Here is a 17,803-nt window from a genome sequence, read left to right on the forward strand (position 1 = left end):
GCTGATAGCCCCTGCTCTGTTGGGAGAAGGAGGTTCATCTCAGCAAACTCGATCGGTCCCCAAGCCTCTCCACAGGGAGAGGGAGCTGATAGCCCTTGCTCTGTTGGGAGAAGGAGGTCCATCTCAGCAAACTCGATCGCCCCCTAATCTCAAGGTGCGTTACCGAATTTTCAAACCCACTCGATCGGTTCCCTCTCCCTGTGGGAGAGGGTTAGGGTGAGGGGCAAAGCTACTTCTTCTTTTTCTTCTTCGGCTCTGGGGCGGGATGCGCCTGCACCAATTCCTTTACCAAAGGTAGCAGGATCCGCACGCTATCGCGGCTGCGCTTGTCGATCCGCCCCGGCAGGTGGGTTTCCAGATATTGCAGATTGTCGTATTGCGGGCGATGCCAGGTAATGCCCTGTGGGAAGCTCGGGCTGACGGCGCGTTGCTGATAGCCGTTTCGATCTCCTAGCGACCAATTGGTGGCTTCTACTGCCATCACCGGAATTTTGGCGTTATCGAAGACCATCTGATCGGAACAGCAACCGGTGCCAGTTGGAAAACCTTTGCTGCCTGGGTTGATTGCCGCTTCAATGCCATAACGATGAGCAATGCTCAGTGCCCGATCGCGGGATCTGACCACCACTTCTGGCTCGGTGTTACGCCCGGAATGGAAATAGAGGCGATCGCCGGTGATCAGGCTATCGAGGTTAATCACCAGCAGCGTGTTTTTGCGCTCCTCCGGCGTCATACGACCGAGGTAGTTCTTAGCCCCTATCGACTTGAGTTCTTCACCGCTCGTGGCCACAAAGCGTAGGCTATAGGTGGTGGGGATGTTTTTCAGCCTGTTGGCCAACTCCAGCATCACGCCCACGCCGGAGGCATTGTCATCGACCCCCTGCAGCGTCAGGCCACCGAGGTTATTGTCCACCTCATCGTCGCTAAGCGGGGTATAGGTATCGAAGTGCGCCATGATGATGACTTGCTGTGGCCGTTCACCCTTTTTGGTCGCAATCACCGAGGTGACGCTGATCTTGCGCCAGTTTTCACTGGTGTCTTTGTTGGTGTAGAGATAACGGGCGTCAAAGGTGCGGGTGTCAGCCGGGTAGCCCATCTCGGTAAACTGCTGTTTCAGGTAGTCTGCGGCCAGTAATTCTGCCGGGCTGCCCGCCATGCGGCCGGGGAAGTAGGTAGCGATATGGCGGATCTGTTTAGCAGCGAACTGGCCCATCGGGGCTTCTTTTACGGGTTTGGTAGCGGCCGAAACGCTTACAGCACTGCCGAGAGCGACTAACAACAGCCCTGCACTCAGACACAAGCGGGAAAACATACCGAAAAATCCTTCTCTGACAGCGGTGATGCCGATTATTTTTGCGGTGTTTAGTATGGGACGCTAGCGCCGATAAGACAATTTCTTCGCGTCCTATTTTTGTCTGAGATGCTCGCCGTTAAACCGCTGCTATCCACGTTTAGGGCACCGCATGTTCGACCGTAGGGCTGCGCCCCTACAATGTGAGTCTGCATCCCGCTTACCCACAGCTGTAACCCCATTACGTACAGCCAGTTAGGCGCAAGGCCAACGGCCTTATTCCTTTTAAGAACATCTCATGCCTTTTCGTCATTTCAGGGGGCAAATCGCACGCCGTATAGTCACCCTATCAATCTGTTATATGAAAAGGCCGTTGTGGACTATCTACCAATATTTGCCGACCTGAAACAACGCCCGGTGCTGGTGGTTGGCGGCGGCGAAGTGGCTGCACGCAAAGTCGACCTCTTGCTACGCGCGGGAGCTGAGGTGCGTATCGTGGCGCAGACGCTCTCAGCGGAGCTGGAGCACCAACATCAGCAAGGGCGCGTTGAGTGGCTGGGGCAGAACTTTGTGCCGCAGCAGTTAGACGATGTCTTTCTGGTGATTGCCGCTACCGACGATAGTGCGCTGAACGCCGAGGTGTATACCGAAGCGGACAAGCGCCGCGTGTTGGCCAACGTGGTGGATGACCAACCGCGCTGCTCCTTTATCTTCCCGTCGATTATCGATCGCTCACCGTTGGTGGTGGCCGTTTCTTCCAGTGGCCAGGCTCCGGTATTGGCGCGGATGTTACGTGAGAAGCTGGAGGCGTTGCTGCCTGCCAGCCTGGGGCAGATGGCGGAACTGGCCGGAGGGTTGCGTGGCAAAGTGAAGCAACGGCTGGTTTCCATCGCGGCCAGACGGCGTTTCTGGGAGAAAGCTTTCAACGGCCTTTTCGCGACTTTGGTGGCAAATGGCCAGGCGGAGCAGGCGCAGCAGCAGTTGGAACAGGATTTAACGGCTTTTGCGCAGGGGGATGAGCGGGCACAAGGTGAGATCGCACTGGTCGGGGCAGGCCCGGGCGATGTCGGCTTGTTGACCTTACGCGGGCTGCAGGTGATGCAGCAGGCCGACGTAGTGCTTTATGATCACCTGGTGAGCGAAGAGACGCTGGATTTGGTGCGTCGCGACGCTGAACGTATCTGCGTGGGCAAACGCGCTGGTGCGCATTCGGTGATCCAGGAAGAGACCAATCGGCTGCTGGTGGAACTGGCGCAGCAGGGGAAACGGGTAGTGCGGTTAAAAGGCGGCGATCCCTTTATCTTTGGCCGGGGTGGCGAAGAGTTACAGGTGGCCGCCGCTGCCGGGATCCCTTTTCAGGTGGTACCGGGCGTAACCGCTGCCGCAGGGGCTACGGCCTACGCAGGTATTCCGCTGACGCACCGCGATCACGCCCAAAGCGTGACCTTTATTACCGGCCATTGTCGAGATGATGAAGACGGCCTTGATTGGCCCGCATTGGCGCGGGCGCGTCAGACATTGGCGATCTACATGGGCACCATGAAGGCGGCGGATATCAGCCGCAACCTGATCGCCCATGGCCGTGATGCGGATACGCCAGTCGCCGTGATCAGCCGGGGTACGCGGGCCGATCAACAGGTGCAGACTGGCACCTTGCAACAGTTGGAACAATTGACTCGGCAGGCCCCGTTACCGGCGCTGCTGGTGATCGGTGAAGTGGTGGAATTACATCATCAAATCGCCTGGTTTGGGCATCAATCGCAGACGGCAGTGGCAGCGCGCCCGGCCGTTGTGAATTTGGCTTAAAGGATCTGATATGGACCAAAAACGACTCACTCATTTGCGGCAATTGGAGGCGGAGAGCATCCATATTATCCGTGAAGTGGCCGCCGAATTCGGCAATCCGGTGATGCTCTATTCCATCGGTAAAGACTCCTCGGTGATGCTGCATCTGGCACGCAAGGCGTTCCACCCAGGCACGTTGCCGTTCCCATTGCTGCATGTGGATACCGGCTGGAAATTCAACGAAATGTACCAATTTCGCGATCGTACCGCCAAAGAGTACGGTTTCGAACTGCTGATCCACAAAAACCCGGAAGGGGTGGCGATGGGGATTAACCCGTTTGTCCACGGCAGCGCCAAGCACACCGATATCATGAAAACCGAGGGCCTCAAGCAGGCGCTGAACAAGTACGGCTTTGATGCTGCTTTCGGTGGTGCACGCCGTGACGAAGAGAAATCCCGCGCCAAAGAGCGCATCTACTCTTTCCGCGATCGTTTCCATCGCTGGGATCCGAAAAACCAGCGCCCGGAGCTGTGGCACAACTATAACGGCCAGATCAACAAGGGCGAGAGCATCCGCGTGTTCCCGCTGTCGAACTGGACCGAGTTGGATATCTGGCAATATATCTTCCTGGAGAAGATCGACATCGTTCCGCTCTACCTGGCCAAACCACGCCCGGTGGTGGAACGTGACGGCATGTTGATGATGGTGGATGACGATCGTATCGATCTGCAACCGGGTGAAGTGATCAGCCAGCGTATGGTGCGGTTCCGTACCCTCGGCTGCTGGCCGTTGACCGGCGCGGTGGATTCTTCTGCGCAGACGCTGCCGGAGATCATCGAGGAAATGCTGGTCTCCACCACCAGCGAACGTCAGGGCCGCATGATCGACCGCGATCAGTCCGGTTCGATGGAGCTGAAAAAGCGCCAAGGGTATTTCTAAGGAGCCGCCGGAATGAACAACGTTATTGCACAACAAATCGCCGAACAGGGTGGGGTAGAAGCCTACCTGCACGCGCAGCAGCACAAGAGCCTGCTACGTTTCCTGACCTGCGGCAGCGTAGACGACGGCAAAAGCACCCTGATTGGCCGCTTGCTGCACGATACCCGCCAGATCTACGAAGATCAGCTCTCAACCTTGCACACCGATAGCAAACGCATCGGTACCCAAGGGGAGAAGCTCGATCTGGCCTTGCTGGTGGATGGCCTGCAGGCAGAGCGTGAGCAGGGCATTACCATCGACGTGGCTTACCGCTATTTCTCGACCGAAAAACGCAAATTTATCATCGCCGATACGCCGGGGCACGAGCAGTACACCCGCAATATGGCCACCGGTGCCTCGACCTGTGACTTGGCGATCCTGCTGATCGACGCACGCAAAGGCGTGCTGGATCAGACTCGCCGCCACAGCTTTATCGCCACGCTGCTCGGCATTCGCCATCTGGTGGTGGCGGTGAACAAAATGGATCTGGTGGATTACAGCCAGGCGGTGTTTGAACAGTTCAAACAGGACTATCTGACCTTCGCCGAGCAGTTGCCCAACGACCTGGAGATTAAGTTTGTGCCGTTGTCGGCACTGGACGGGGACAACGTTGCTACCCAGAGCACACAGATGCCTTGGTACAGCGGCCCGACGTTGCTGGAAGTGTTGGAAAGCGTGGATGTGATCAGCGAGCGTGAACATCAGCCGCTGCGCTTCCCGGTACAATACGTCAACCGCCCGAATCTCGATTTCCGCGGTTATGCTGGTACGTTGTCTGCCGGTGTGGTTCGCGTGGGTCAGCGCATTAAAGTGCTGCCGTCTGGCGTTGAATCTACCGTGGCGCGTATCGTGACCTTTGATGGCGACTTGCAGGAGGCGGGGCCGGGTGAAGCGATCACGCTGGTGCTGAAAGACGAAGTCGACATCAGCCGAGGCGACCTGCTGGTGGATGCCAGCGAAACCCTACAGGCCACGCAAAGCGCCTTGGCAGACGTGGTATGGATGGCAGAACAACCGCTGTTGCCGGGCCAAAGCTACGACATCAAGGTAGCCGGTAAGAAAACCCGCGCCCGCGTTGAGAGCATTCGCCATCAGGTGGAGATCAACTCGCTGGCGCAGCATCAGGCCGACGTGTTGCCCCTGAACGGCATTGGGCTGGTGGAACTGACCTTCGACGAACCGCTGGTGCTGGACAGCTATCAACAGAATCATGATACCGGCGGCCTGATCTTTATCGATCGTTTGACTAACGTCACGGTTGGCGCGGGGTTGATCCGCGAAGCCTTGCAGCAGGATAATCCGGCAGCATCGGGGAATTTCAGCGCCTTTGAACTGGAGCTGAACGCCTTGGTACGCAAGCATTTCCCACACTGGGGTGCGCGTGACTTGCTCAAGGGGAATTAACGTGGCCGAGGTTGAGTTAGCGAAGGACGAAAACGTCGTGTGGCACCCGCATGCGGTAACGCGTGCGGAGCGTGCAGCCGCGAACGGCCATCAGGGCGTAGTGCTGTGGTTTACCGGCCTGTCTGGTTCGGGTAAATCGACCGTGGCCGGGGCATTGGAACAGGCGTTGCATCGGCTAGGTGTCAGCACCTATCTGCTGGATGGTGACAACGTGCGCCATGGCCTGTGCCGCGATCTGGGGTTCTCTGACGACGATCGGCGCGAGAATATCCGCCGGGTGGGCGAAGTGGCCAAGCTGATGGTGGATGCCGGGTTGGTAGTGTTGACGGCGTTCATCTCACCGCACCGTGCCGAGCGGCAGATGGTGCGGGAAATGTTGGCCGAGGGGCAGTTTATCGAAGTGTTTGTCGACACTCCGCTGGCGATTTGCGAGGCTCGCGATCCGAAAGGATTGTACAAAAAGGCCCGCGCTGGCGAACTGCGTAATTTCACCGGTATCGACTCGGTTTATGAAGCGCCGGATCTGCCGGATATCCGGCTTAATGGTGAACAATTGGTAACAAATTTGACCGCGCAATTGTTAGACGTATTGCGTGGTAAGGCTATTATCAAACCCTGAATTCGAAAAAGGCGTGTGGCGTGGTTCAGCCATGCGCTTTTTACTCTAGCAAGCCGCCGCAGAGTGAGCCAATAGACCAGGGAAAGCTATGCAAAATGCCACGCCACTAGTGATTGTTAGCCAACTCGAGCCAGAGGAACCCTCATATTCCTTTTTGGGCGGCACCAGCGGCTTTGTCTTTTATTGGTTGGCGTTTACCGTGCCTTTTATGGTTTACGGCTCTAACACCTTGTTTTTCCTTCTCTATACCTGGCCGTTCTTCCTGGCTTTGATGCCAGCCTCCGTGCTGCTGGGTATCGCCATCAGCGTGGTGCTGCGTGGGCGTTTGTTCCTTACGCTGCTGCTGACCGGTATCACCGTCATCTGCCTGTTCTGGTTGGTATTCAGCTTTCTGAGCGGTTGGTAGGGACGCCCTCACCCTAGCCCTCTCCCCCAGGAGAGGGGACCGATCGAGTGTGTTTTAAATTGTTGTGATTCGCCTTGGAGAGGGGACCGATCGAGTGTGTTTTAAATTGTTGTGATTCGCCTTGGAGAGGGGACGGACCGAGTGTGTTTTAAATTGTTGTGATTCGCCTTGGAGAGGAGGTGATCGAGTTTGCTGAGATTATCTCTTTACCTCCAAACGAGCAGGGGCTACCAGCTCCCTCTCCCTGTGGGAGAGGGTTGGGGTGAGGGGAACATGCGTCCAAGAGATGTCAAAGCGGTGCCGAAGGTTACAAAACTTTGCTTAAAAATGCCTGGGTGCGCGGATTGGTCGGGTTACCGAAGATGTGCTCCGGCGTGCCCTCTTCCTGAATGATCCCCTGATCGATAAACAGCACCCGGTCGGCCACTTCGCGGGCGAAGCCCATTTCATGGGTTACCACCACCATCGTCATACCTTCAAGGGCCAGCGCCTTCATCACCGCCAACACTTCACCGACCAACTCCGGATCCAGCGCCGAGGTAGGCTCATCAAACAGCATGATTTGCGGTTCCATCGCCAATGCGCGGGCGATGGCGACACGCTGTTGCTGCCCGCCAGACAGGCTACTGGGATAGGCATCGATCTTGTCCAGCAGGCCCACTTTATTCAGTAGCACCTCGGCACGCTCAATGGCCTCACTGCGGGGCAGTTTTTTCACCCCCATCGGCGCCATGATGATGTTTTCCAACACCGTCATATGCGGGAACAGGTTAAAGCGTTGGAATACCATGCCCACGCTTTCGCGCATTTTGTTCAGATCGGTCTTCTGGTCGTGAATGGCAAAACCATTGACGTCGATCTCACCGCCCGAGAGCGTCTCCAGCGCGTTGATACAGCGCAGAAAGGTACTTTTACCGGAGCCGGAGGGGCCGATAATGCATACCACTTCTTTCGGCGCGATCTGGCAGGAGATCCCGCGCAGCACGTGGGCTTCGCCAAATTGTTTTTGCAGGTTATGTACGCGAATCACTTTTACCGAACCTTTTTTCCATGTGTTGCACCAACAGCGAGAGCAGGAAGGTGATGACCCAATAGACCAGCGAAATGGCCAGGTAGGGTTCCCAGTAGGTGGCGTACGCGCCGGAAACGGTACGTGCAGCATAAGCCAGATCCGCCAGACCAATCGCGGAGGCCAGGGACGAATCCTTGACGATGGCGATGGCATTGTTGCCGAGCGGTGGCAGCATGCGGCGGAAAGCCTGCGGCAGGATCACCTTACGCATGGTTTTGCCGTAGCCCATCCCCAACGAGCGCGAAGCCTCCATCTGGCCGCGATCGATAGACTGGATCCCGGCCCGGAAGATCTCCGAGACATAGGCACCGGCGTTCAGCGTGATAGCAACCACGCAAGACAGGAAGGCACCGTAATCGGAACGCAGAGCGCGCGCGAAGTCGACGCTCATCAAACCGTTGCTGACCAGCAGGCCGTCACGCGGGTTGATAAACAGCGGCACCAGCGCAAAGTGGACCACCATGATTTGCACAAACAGCGGTGTACCCCGGAAGGCGCTGATGTAGATGCGCACCGGCCATTGCACGCAATAGTGCAGGATCGGTTTCCAGATGCCGTGCGGTGCCTGAGCCAGGCGGCCTAAGCCGAGGATCAGCCCCCAGGTGGTGCCCAGGAGCACGCAGATGATAGTACATTTGATGGTCATCCAGGCACCCTCCATAAACAGCGGAGCGTATTCCTCAATGATCTCCCAACGGAATGCTGACAAAATAGGATCCTTACGATGGTAGTGCGAACTTGCCGCTCATTGATACGAAGGGGGCGCAGTCAATTGCGCCCCTATTTACAGCCGGTTTATTCCGCTGGCAGCGTAGGGACGTTGCTGTCGAACCAGGTCTGGTAGATTTTGGCATAGGTGCCATCGGCGACGATTTTCTTCAGGCCGCTGTTGATCTTGTTACGCAGCTCATCGTTGCCCTTGGCCACCGCAATGCCGAAATACTGGCGCTCAAACTTGGCGTCTGACACCAGTTTGAACTCTTTCTCCGGGTGGGTCTTGATGTAAAACTTGGCCACGCCAACGTCACCCACGGCCGCGCCAATACCATCTTCATACAGCTCTTGCAGCAGCAGCGGGGTGTTATCAAAGCGCTTGATGGCAGTGCTGTTTTTACCCAACACGTCAGAAACCACGATGTCGCCGGTGCTGGAGTTAACCACGCCCACCTTCAGGGTTTTCAGCGCGTCGATGGAGTCTACTTTAGACTCTTTCGCTACCACGATAGCCTGCTCTGCCGGGAAGTATGGCATGGAGAAATCGACCATCTGCTTGCGCTTGTCAGTAATGGTGATGCCGGAAATGATGATGTCACGGTCGCCAGAGTTCAGGGTGGCAAAGATACCTTCCCATGGCGTGTTCACCAGTTTTACCTGGAAGCCTTCGGCCTTGGCAACGGCCTTGATCACATCGATATCAAAGCCCTCCAACTCTTTTTTACTGTTTTCGAATTCGAACGGGCGATAGGTACCGCCGGAGCCGACAACATACGTCGGTTCTGCGGCAAAGGAAGCGGCGGAAAAAGTGGCCGCCAGGCAGGCACTAATCAGCACTAAACGTTTTAACATGAGCATTCCCCGAATAAGTTGAGTCAAGGTTATAACCTTCGCCTTTCAAGCTGCAGCGTTGTTACCTGCGCTTGCCCACCCCAGTCACTTACCCAAAAGTAAGCTCCTGAGGATGAGCAAGCTTGTCGCCTAGCTGCAACTTGAAATTCATTGGTTATACATTGGATTTATTTATGCACTTTAGGTGCATAAAAATAAACTTACATGAATAAAAACACAACCCCTACCTGATGATGAAAATGCTAACAGTGTTAAATATGAATAATTATTTAAAATCTGGCTTAAATGTCGGTAAAAATACCCTCAGCCCAGTTGTTCTTACTGCATACTGAGGTGGGGTGGCGATGTGTGCACGATCTGGATGACGATGTGTACATGATGTGGATGTGTGCAGCCGCATGCTGCGCCCGTCGATCCATGCTATCTGCGCCCGCCTGGATTTAATGCCGCTTTCAGGCGACAATCAGGTGCTAAACCGGGGTAATTCTGATTACGCTGGCTTGCCGCTGGTGAAAAGCCGCTGCTGCTGTGGAGTCAAACGGCAAGTTGTGGGATGATTAAGCGCTTTTTTTAGGGGGCGGAGATGGGAAAACTGACGCTGCTATTGCTGGCGCTGCTTGGCTGGTTACAGTATTCGCTGTGGCTGGGGAAGAATGGTATTCACGATTATGTACGGGTCAATGATGACGTTGTGGCTCAGCAGAGCAGCAATGCCAAATTGAAAGCGCGTAACGATCAACTGTTTGCCGAGATCGACGACCTGAACGGCGGTCAGGAAGCGATAGAAGAACGCGCACGCAATGAGCTGGGCATGATCAAGCCCGGTGAGACTTTCTATCGTCTGGTTCCTGAACCTTCCGGACGCAACGCGGCGTCTGCCACACAGAACAACCCACCGAAGTAACGCATGAATCCATCCATAGGCTCCTCCCATCAGGTGATTGCCGTCCTGCCCGCTGCCGGTATTGGCAGCCGTATGCAGGCTGATTGCCCGAAGCAATATTTAACCATTGGCCATCAAACCCTGCTTGAGCACGCGATCCACGCCTTGTTACGTCATCCGCGTATTATCCAGGTGATCGTGGCTATCAGCCCCGAAGATCAACAATTCAAGACGTTACCAATCGCCAGCGATCCGCGGGTATTGGTCACCGAGGGTGGGCAACAGCGCGCCGATTCGGTGCTGGCCGGGCTACAACTGGCGGGTAACGCGCAATGGGTCTTGGTCCACGACGCCGCACGTCCTTGCCTGCATCCTGATGATCTGGAGCGCTTGCTGGCGATCACGGCACACAGTAAGGTCGGGGGCATTCTTGCCGCGCCGGTGCGTGATACCATGAAGCGGGCGCAGGTGGGCCAAAGCGTTATTTCGCACACCGTTGAACGCCAGGATCTGTGGCACGCCCTGACGCCACAGCTGTTCCCGCTGGAACTGCTTAAACTCTGCCTGCAACGTGCCCTGGATGACGGGGCGTTGGTGACCGATGAAGCCTCGGCGCTGGAGCATTGCGGCTATCATCCGCTGCTGGTGGCGGGGCGTGCGGACAATATTAAAGTGACGCGGCCAGAGGATTTGGCGCTGGCGGCGTTCTATTTGACTCAGTTGAACAACTAAAGGAGCGCATCATGCGTATCGGTCACGGTTTTGATGTCCATAAATTTGGCGGCGAAGGGCCGTTGGTGATCGGCGGTGTTCGCATTCCTTATGAAAAAGGACTGCTGGCTCACTCCGACGGTGACGTGGCGCTGCATGCGGCCACCGATGCCCTGCTGGGGGCGGCGGCGTTGGGGGATATCGGCAGGCTGTTCCCGGATACCGATCCGGCCTTCAAAGGGGCGGACAGCCGCGAGTTGCTGCGCGAAGCCTGGAAACGCATTCGTGCCAAGGGCTATCGTCTGGGTAATCTGGATGTCACCATCATTGCGCAGGCACCGAAGATGGCACCGCACATTCCTCAGATGCGCATCTTCCTGGCGGAAGATCTGCAATGCCATATGGACGACGTTAACGTCAAAGCGACCACCACCGAACAGCTGGGCTTTACCGGCCGTGGCGAAGGCATTGCCTGCGAAGCGGTTGCGCTGTTGATCAAGGAATAACGCATGGACATGGCTAATCTGACCTGGTTGCATGGCAAGCCAGCGGCTACTGGCGTGTTGAAAGCCAACCCGGAAGACTTTGTGGTGGTTGAGGATCTGGGTTTTACGCCAGACGGTGAAGGTGAACACCTGCTGGTGAACATCCGTAAGAACGGCTGCAACACTCAGTTTGTGGCGGACTATCTGGCGAAGTTTGCCGGTATTCATGCCCGTTCGGTCAGCTATGCCGGTTTGAAAGATCGCCATGCTGTCACCGAGCAGTGGTTCTGCCTGCATCTGCCGGGCAAAGGATCCCCCGATTTCAGCCAGTTTGCGCTGGAAGGTTGCGAAGTGTTACAGGCCGCTCGCCACCTACGCAAGTTGCGCATCGGTACGTTGAAGGGTAACGAATTCACGCTGGTGCTGCGCCAGATCAGCGATCGCCAAGAGGTTGAGCAGCGTTTGCAGGCCATCACGGCGGACGGTGTGCCGAACTACTTTGGCAGCCAGCGCTTTGGCCGTGGCGGCAACAACCTGACGATGGCGCGCCGCTGGGCTAATGATGAGATCCGGGTCAAGGAGCGCAGCAAACGTAGCTTCTACCTGTCTGCCAGCCGTAGTGCGTTGTTTAACCTCATTACCAGCCAGCGTTTGGCTGACCAACAGCAGCAAAGGGTACTGGAAGGGGATGCATTGCAGCTGGCCGGGCGCGGGAGCTGGTTCGTGGCCAAAGCGGAAGAGTTAGCCACTCTGCAACAGCGGTTAGACGCGGGTGAACTGATGATCACCGCTCCATTACCGGGGGATGGTGAGCCGGGAACCGCCGCAGAGGTACTGGAGTTTGAACAACGTTGCCTGGCGCAACAGCCGGAATTATTGAGTCTGTTGAAACGTGAGCGCATAGAGCCTGCGCGACGGGCTTTGCTGCTACAGCCGCAGAAAATGCAGTGGAACTGGTGGGATGATGTCACCGTGGAATTACGTTTCTGGCTACCGGCAGGCAGTTTCGCTACCAGTGTGGTGCGCGAAATAATGCAATTGGCTAGCGATGTGGCGGATATTGCCGAGTAACCGTTAGCTAAATCTTCAGCTATTGATTTTTGCTTTCTCGTTCAGGCGGAGTGGAACTCGGCCTGAATTGAATAAGACAACGAAAATGCTGTCACCGGTCTGGCTTGCCTAGGCTAATTCCCTCTCTATTGCACCGCAGATTATAATCTTACCGTGTAATTAATATTAATATTAATCATCTGTTTATTTCTGTTTGTTATAATTAAAAATTATCTTGTTTTTTATCATGTACTTACGGGTACTTCTGTTCTTGTTGTTATTATTATACTTATTAAGTTGATCTGAGCGCTAATTGGTTTTTATACTTGCTGCGAATTTTACGAGACTAAGCGTGGCTGGAGTTGGCTGTGTTTTAAAGTTTGATATAAGAGACTCTCATTACGGATTAATCATGAAGCTCAGTATTATTAAACGCCTGAGTGGTGTTGCTGTTTTTTGTTTTTTACCAGGTTTTGTATCGGCCAATATGAGCGTTTATCCTATGGAACTTGGGATCGGTGAAACCGGAGCCGCTCAAATAAGGGTTATATCCCAAAGCGACGGAGTACAATTCGTCAAGGTAACAGAAAAACAAATACTAAATCCTGGCACTAAACAAGAACAGGAAGCGGACGTTGAACAATTTGGACAAAGCTCGCTGGTGATAACGCCGCAAAAATTGGCTATTTCGGCAGGTAGCCAACGCCTTGTACGGCTGGTTGCTCTGGAGTTGCCAGAAAAGGAAACCACCTGGCGAGTCTATTTTGAAGGCGTGCCGGAATTAGAAGATAACACTGCTGCTGCCAGCCCACAGATGACCACGACCAAGGTGGGTATCAATCTGGTGTGGGGAGCATTGGTCCACGTTGCGCCTAAAAAGGTCGTTGCCAGCCTGACGTTAGATGCACGGCGCGGCCAGGTTATTAATGATGGTACGTTGCGTATTCCGCTACGAGAAGTGGGGGTTTGTGACCAGGCCGGCGTTTGCAACTGGAAAAAAGAAACCACCACGGTATATCCCGGCACCGAGCTTAAAATTGACTCGCTAATGGTAAAGCCAGGGAAGAAATATAAGGCGCGTTATTTTAACTGGATTAAAAAGCGCGTTGAAGAAATTGATTTGTCTGTGAAGACTTAAATGTAGAGTCAAATCATGTATGGCCCCGGTTTTATGGGGGGAGTAAAGTTGGATGTTATTTATAAAATGGAGATTTTATGAAAAAGTTTATTAAACCACTGCTGATTGTTTCAACCATGGCTGCCGTATTTTCAACTCAGGCTATACAGAAAGATATTACTGTGAATGCCAACGTGGATGCGACCATTGATATGACGCAGCCTGATAACACCGGTTTGCCAAGCAGCATCGATATGCAGTATTTGCCAGGCAAAGGCTTGACGCCTTTTAACCTGAACACCAAGGTCTGGTCCAACAACGCTACCGCTGGTGTTAACGTTCGCCTGGTTAGAGAGGCGAGCCTGGCGGATGTTAATGGGGCTAACAAGATCCCATTGACCGTAAGCCTGGGTGAAACGGTACTGACCACCACCAACCAACTGCTGGAAGCGGCGACCCTGTTCCCAGCAGGCATCGAAAATGGTTCAGACGTTCTGCCACTGCGTTTTGCCCAAACCACGCAAGGCACTATTGCTACCGGCACCTACAGCGGCATTGTCAGCCTGGTGCTGACTCAAGCGACCAAGGCTCCTTAAGGCAGCTCAATTCAAAAGTTTTATTCATATCTTGTGGGGCTTTTTAGCCCCACTTTCTATCAGGGATGAACAATGGCTTTTCGCGCTAGCCTATCCGCAGGGTTGTTGGTAGGCCTTATGATTATGCAACATGATTCGTCGGCTACCCCTAAAATTCCACCAGGCTTTGAGGCCTTGGCACAAGGGCAGCTTGTTTGGGTTGATGTTTCCCTTTATGGCAAGTCTCTCGGGCTTTATGAAGCCAATATTAATCTGGAACAGGTTGTCTTCATAAAGCCAGCGGAACTGGCAGATGCCGTGAAGCAACAATTCAACGACGATCCGGAACTGGGTGCGCAGCTGATGACCGCGTTGGTGCAACCGCTTGCACGTAACGGCAACCTTGCCTGCAGCAGTAACGGTGACGCGCCAAGCTGTGACTATCTGGAAACCCAGACGGTTGGTATCATCTATGACGAGAATAATTCCCGGGTTAACCTGTTCCTTGACCGGCGGTATCTGCCGAAAAAAGCTGTCGGTAGCGGTTTCTATCAGGCGACGGCAGAAAGTGAAAATGCGCTGATCCATCAGCAAAACCTCAATTTTGTTGCTGATGAAAATTATCAGTCATTGTCGCTACAGGGGACTGGTTCACTGGGCGTCACTGAAAATGGCTATCTTAATGCCGACTGGTTCTATACGGGGCAGCGCTATCGCCATAGCAACCATCAGCAGATAGAGATGAATAATGCCTATTTTCGGCAGGACCTGTGGAAAAGCCTCTATCTGCAAGGCGGCATGATGGACTCTCGCGACATTTTCAGCAACGCGGGGGGCAACATCAACCTGAGCCAATTGCCGATTGGCAAGATCCGTGGGCTACGGGCTGGTTCAACTACGGCCTGGGTCAACCAGAGCCAGGTTTCCCGGGGGACTCCGGTCTCGGTCTTCCTATCGCGCAACGCTCGCATCGACGCCTATCGTGACGAACAGTTACTGTCTTCCTTTTACCTGAATGCCGGGGCACAGGAGCTGGATACGCGTGCCTTCCCCAGCGGCAGCTATACCGTCACGCTGCGGGTCTATGAGGATAACCAGTTGGTCAGGACAGAAACCGTCCCTTATACCAACACCGGTGTGGCTCAGCTCAATGGTCCTCAGTGGTTCCTGCAAGCCGGGGTTGAGGCAGACCGCGATACGCATTCAACGGTGGACGATCGGCGGGTGGTGCAAGGCGGGCTGCGGATCCCGTTGACCGATACGCTGTCGCTGACGGCGGGGAGCACGGTATCTAGCGACGTACACTATTGGGAAGGGGCGGCGGACTGGAGCCACGGTTTTAACAGTGGCCCGTTGGATGGCGTCATGACGGCTCGCGTCAGTTATCTGGCCGGCAGCGAGGGTACGCGGGGAAATATTCAGCAAATTAACTATAACGACAGTTTTTCATTGAGTTTCTACCGCTCGGCCCTCTCGGTGCCTGACTGCGACTCTCAACAGAGAAACTATGGCTTTAGCGGTTGTTACCAGAGTTCCAACCTGATGTTTTCGGTCCCGCTCGCACAGTGGTTCGCCAATATTGGCTACTCGCTTAACAGCAGCGGTGGGCGTTACCGCTATCGCAGTGAACTGCCCGACAATGATGATAACCATCAGGATGCTACCCCCTGGGAACAGATCTACACGACGCGTTCACGCAGTAAAACCTGGCAGTTGGGGATCAGCCGTTCCTTTGCGTTCAACGAGATTAACATCAACAGCGGAGTCAGCGCTTTCAGGCGTCACGACAGCGGCCAACTGGGAACCGACAAGGGCGGCTACCTCACCGTCAGCCTATCGTTCTCCGGGCGTCATGGCGGTGCCACTAACAGCAATACCTCTCTGGGCGCCAACTATCGCAATAGCCAGCGTGGGGAAGGGCAACTCAGTTATAACGCGAACTACAGTCGCTATATGGACCAGAGCGGGCAAAATGAGCTGGGGGCTTCGATTTATGGCGCCAATAGCCAGACCCTGACCGCAGCAGCTTACGCCCGTGCCGGTGGGCAGTACGGTAACGGCAGCTTCGCTGTCAGTGATGCCTATGACAAGGTAGCGAACCGGCATACGTTCAGCAGCAGCGGCAGCTATAACTCCTCTTTGCTGGTCGATCGCAGCGGACTTTATTGGGGACGCTGGGGGGATGGCCGCCCGGCCTCCGCGATCACGGTTGGTGTGGACGCAGGCGAAGAGAGCCGTGCCGCGTTGATCAGCGTAGCGGTAGACGGCAGAGGTCAGACGGATGTGCGTGGCAACAGCCGGGCACTGTTTACCGTACCGGGCTATCAGCCAACCACCCTTGATATCAACGAGTCACTTAGCGCTCCTGCCGGTATCAGCAGCGAGATCCGCCGAGGGGCGGGAACGCGTATGGCGTTTATGGTGCCGGGGAAAGTACTGCGCCGGGATATCGAGGTGACTTCGCGCTACACCTGGTTGGGCAGAATGCTGGATGAGCAGGATAGGCCTTTGGTAAACGGCATCCCTCTTAATGTGCTGTCCTGGACCCCGCTGGGCGAAGGTGGCTTTAGCCTGGAAACCACCCGACCGATGAAGCAGTTGTATCTGATGCGTGGCTCACAGTTCTATCAGTGTGCCATGAAAGTGCAGGCCATGCGTGACGTGGTGCGCTATGTCGGTACCACCCGCTGTGCTGGGGTTGCGATAGCCAGTATACCGCCAGCCGAGCAGAAGCAGGCACAGTTGATGACCGTGCGACAGGGCCATGGCTCTGGGGTGCCGATGGCGATGAATTCTAACTAGGTGGTTTCTTATGCTATCAAGAATTAAAGATCATTTAAAATTGATCGTCCTGAGGGTAATAAAGCCTCTTTTTTTATGTGGTCTTATGTGTGTGTGGGTATTCTACCGCAGGCGCATAGTCACGAAATTCCCCCAAGCGCGCAGGATACGGTGGTGAAGAATACCGTTGATCTGGCGAGCCCACCGGCGAAACTGTTTATCTGGAATATAGTCGGCCTGGATCCGGTAGTGCCCCGACACTTTGCGTACCGGCCCCGCTGACCCTGACGACGCCAGCCTTCTCAATGGCGGATAAAACGGCGGGGGATTACACCGGCAAGCTGCGCGTTGTTTACACGCCAAGCACTCAGCAGTGAATTGGCCATCGTGGCCAGCCGAACGTAGCTGGGATGCCGTTAGGGGTGAAAGTGAACTGAGGATCTGAAAGTGAAAATAAGCGCAAATGTTTTAATGCTCCTGCCAGTGTTGTTGGTTTTCCCCACCGCGACGTTGGCTGCAGAACCCGTAGCACAAAATACGGTGTTAACCATGGGGTTTGATGTGGCTTTAGTACCTGAAAAAGTGGTTGTCTGGGATAAGTTGTCTGGCGGGCATGATGAAAAAGACCCCAATAAGTGGGCGCGTAACTCCTTAGTCTGTCAAAGCAGAACCGACTCGAAACATGGCGCGTGCCCGACGTTTCCTGTCCGCCTTTCGGCAATCTTAAGGCCAACTAAAGTAAAGCTGGATTTTACCTTGGAAGGGACTTCAACGGTGGTCGCTATAGTGATTGAGGGCAGAAAAACTGGTGTTTATTGCACTTCTAATGGTAGCGCTGAGGGGTATATCTGTCCTGACGTTAAATTTACCATGTCTATTCCGCAGGAAGAACTGAAGCAATTAAATCGTGCTGGACGTTGGACGGCCACGCTTAAACAAGACCTGATGCAATGGCCTGATGGTGATTGTACGGGGAGTATGAATGAGCCGTCAGTGGGGTGTACTAACGCAACAAAATTAAACACCTGGTCTGCGGATATCACGTTCAACGTGACGGATGAGACTAATCAGCAGATTTA

Annotated in this window: 17 protein-coding genes and 1 pseudogene; 14 read left to right on the forward strand and 4 right to left on the reverse strand. The window is 54.7% G+C overall.

Annotated elements, in window-relative coordinates; genetic code table 11:
• Nucleotides 1-229: 229 nt before the first annotated feature.
• Entirely contained in the window at nucleotides 230-1,312 is a 1,083-nt protein-coding gene (locus tag ABIE29_RS23150) for an aminopeptidase (RefSeq protein ID WP_429621646.1), read from the reverse strand.
• Between the two features lie 354 nt (nucleotides 1,313-1,666).
• On the opposite strand from ABIE29_RS23150, the gene cysG reads away from it, so the two are divergent.
• The 5 genes from cysG to ABIE29_RS23175 all read left to right on the forward strand — a co-directional run bounded on the left by cysG (nucleotide 1,667) and on the right by ABIE29_RS23175 (nucleotide 6,484).
• Nucleotides 1,667-3,097 (forward strand): siroheme synthase CysG, encoded by a 1,431-nt coding sequence (cysG, locus tag ABIE29_RS23155; protein WP_429621648.1) that lies wholly within the window; start codon nucleotides 1,667-1,669, stop codon nucleotides 3,095-3,097.
• Nucleotides 3,098-3,107: 10 nt separating this feature from the next.
• Nucleotides 3,108-4,016, forward strand: a complete 909-nt coding sequence (gene cysD, locus ABIE29_RS23160) for a sulfate adenylyltransferase subunit CysD (protein ID WP_429621650.1) — start codon at nucleotides 3,108-3,110, stop codon at nucleotides 4,014-4,016.
• A 12-nt stretch (nucleotides 4,017-4,028) separates the two neighbouring features.
• Nucleotides 4,029-5,459 carry a sulfate adenylyltransferase subunit CysN gene (cysN, locus tag ABIE29_RS23165; RefSeq protein WP_429621652.1) on the forward strand — a complete coding sequence of 477 codons (1,431 nt, stop codon included), beginning with the start codon at nucleotides 4,029-4,031 and terminating at the stop codon, nucleotides 5,457-5,459.
• Nucleotides 5,455-6,078 (forward strand): adenylyl-sulfate kinase, encoded by a 624-nt coding sequence (cysC, locus tag ABIE29_RS23170; RefSeq protein ID WP_429621677.1) that lies wholly within the window; start codon nucleotides 5,455-5,457, stop codon nucleotides 6,076-6,078. Before cysN ends, cysC begins: the two co-directional genes overlap by 5 nt.
• 88 nt (nucleotides 6,079-6,166) lie before the next feature.
• The gene (locus ABIE29_RS23175) at nucleotides 6,167-6,484 is read left to right on the forward strand and encodes a DUF3561 family protein (protein WP_429621654.1); all 318 of its coding nucleotides are present in this window, start codon (nucleotides 6,167-6,169) and stop codon (nucleotides 6,482-6,484) included.
• A gap of 307 nt (nucleotides 6,485-6,791) precedes the next feature.
• On the opposite strand, the gene ABIE29_RS23180 is transcribed toward ABIE29_RS23175, so the two are convergent.
• The 3 genes from ABIE29_RS23180 to ABIE29_RS23190 all read right to left on the reverse strand — a co-directional run bounded on the left by ABIE29_RS23180 (nucleotide 6,792) and on the right by ABIE29_RS23190 (nucleotide 9,122).
• Nucleotides 6,792-7,514, reverse strand: coding sequence for an amino acid ABC transporter ATP-binding protein (locus ABIE29_RS23180; RefSeq protein WP_429621655.1), 723 nt, complete (start codon nucleotides 7,512-7,514; stop codon nucleotides 6,792-6,794).
• Nucleotides 7,498-8,265 (reverse strand): amino acid ABC transporter permease, encoded by a 768-nt coding sequence (locus ABIE29_RS23185; RefSeq protein WP_429621657.1) that lies wholly within the window; start codon nucleotides 8,263-8,265, stop codon nucleotides 7,498-7,500. The genes ABIE29_RS23180 and ABIE29_RS23185 overlap by 17 nt, the downstream gene beginning before the upstream one ends.
• Before the next feature lie 86 nt (nucleotides 8,266-8,351).
• Nucleotides 8,352-9,122 (reverse strand): basic amino acid ABC transporter substrate-binding protein, encoded by a 771-nt coding sequence (locus ABIE29_RS23190; RefSeq protein WP_429621659.1) that lies wholly within the window; start codon nucleotides 9,120-9,122, stop codon nucleotides 8,352-8,354.
• 583 nt (nucleotides 9,123-9,705) lie between these two features.
• On the opposite strand from ABIE29_RS23190, the gene ftsB reads away from it, so the two are divergent.
• The 9 genes and pseudogenes from ftsB to ABIE29_RS23235 form a co-directional block, all read left to right on the forward strand.
• Nucleotides 9,706-10,026 carry a cell division protein FtsB gene (ftsB, locus tag ABIE29_RS23195; protein ID WP_429621661.1) on the forward strand — a complete coding sequence of 107 codons (321 nt, stop codon included), beginning with the start codon at nucleotides 9,706-9,708 and terminating at the stop codon, nucleotides 10,024-10,026.
• Nucleotides 10,027-10,029: 3 nt separating this feature from the next.
• Nucleotides 10,030-10,737: a 2-C-methyl-D-erythritol 4-phosphate cytidylyltransferase gene (gene ispD / locus ABIE29_RS23200; protein WP_429621663.1), complete on the forward strand. Its 708-nt coding sequence runs from the start codon at nucleotides 10,030-10,032 to the stop codon at nucleotides 10,735-10,737.
• A gap of 11 nt (nucleotides 10,738-10,748) precedes the next feature.
• Nucleotides 10,749-11,222 carry a 2-C-methyl-D-erythritol 2,4-cyclodiphosphate synthase gene (gene ispF, locus ABIE29_RS23205; protein WP_429621665.1) on the forward strand — a complete coding sequence of 158 codons (474 nt, stop codon included), beginning with the start codon at nucleotides 10,749-10,751 and terminating at the stop codon, nucleotides 11,220-11,222.
• A 3-nt stretch (nucleotides 11,223-11,225) separates the two neighbouring features.
• Nucleotides 11,226-12,272: a tRNA pseudouridine(13) synthase TruD gene (truD, locus tag ABIE29_RS23210; RefSeq protein WP_429621667.1), complete on the forward strand. Its 1,047-nt coding sequence runs from the start codon at nucleotides 11,226-11,228 to the stop codon at nucleotides 12,270-12,272.
• Between the two features lie 391 nt (nucleotides 12,273-12,663).
• Nucleotides 12,664-13,389: a fimbrial protein gene (locus ABIE29_RS23215; RefSeq protein ID WP_429621669.1), complete on the forward strand. Its 726-nt coding sequence runs from the start codon at nucleotides 12,664-12,666 to the stop codon at nucleotides 13,387-13,389.
• A 77-nt stretch (nucleotides 13,390-13,466) separates the two neighbouring features.
• Nucleotides 13,467-13,964: a CS1 type fimbrial major subunit gene (locus tag ABIE29_RS23220; RefSeq protein WP_429621671.1), complete on the forward strand. Its 498-nt coding sequence runs from the start codon at nucleotides 13,467-13,469 to the stop codon at nucleotides 13,962-13,964.
• Nucleotides 13,965-14,081: 117 nt separating this feature from the next.
• Nucleotides 14,082-16,745, forward strand: coding sequence for a TcfC E-set like domain-containing protein (locus ABIE29_RS23225; protein ID WP_429621673.1), 2,664 nt, complete (start codon nucleotides 14,082-14,084; stop codon nucleotides 16,743-16,745).
• A 236-nt stretch (nucleotides 16,746-16,981) separates the two neighbouring features.
• Nucleotides 16,982-17,101: pseudogene (locus tag ABIE29_RS23230) on the forward strand (CfaE/CblD family pilus tip adhesin); the annotation flags it as partial.
• Nucleotides 17,102-17,171: 70 nt separating this feature from the next.
• Nucleotides 17,172-17,803: CfaE/CblD family pilus tip adhesin (locus ABIE29_RS23235; RefSeq protein ID WP_429621675.1), on the forward strand; the 632-nt coding region annotated here is incomplete at its 3' end.

This window comes from Serratia sp. 2723, from assembly GCF_050434425.1.
Taxonomy (GTDB): domain Bacteria; phylum Pseudomonadota; class Gammaproteobacteria; order Enterobacterales; family Enterobacteriaceae; genus Chania.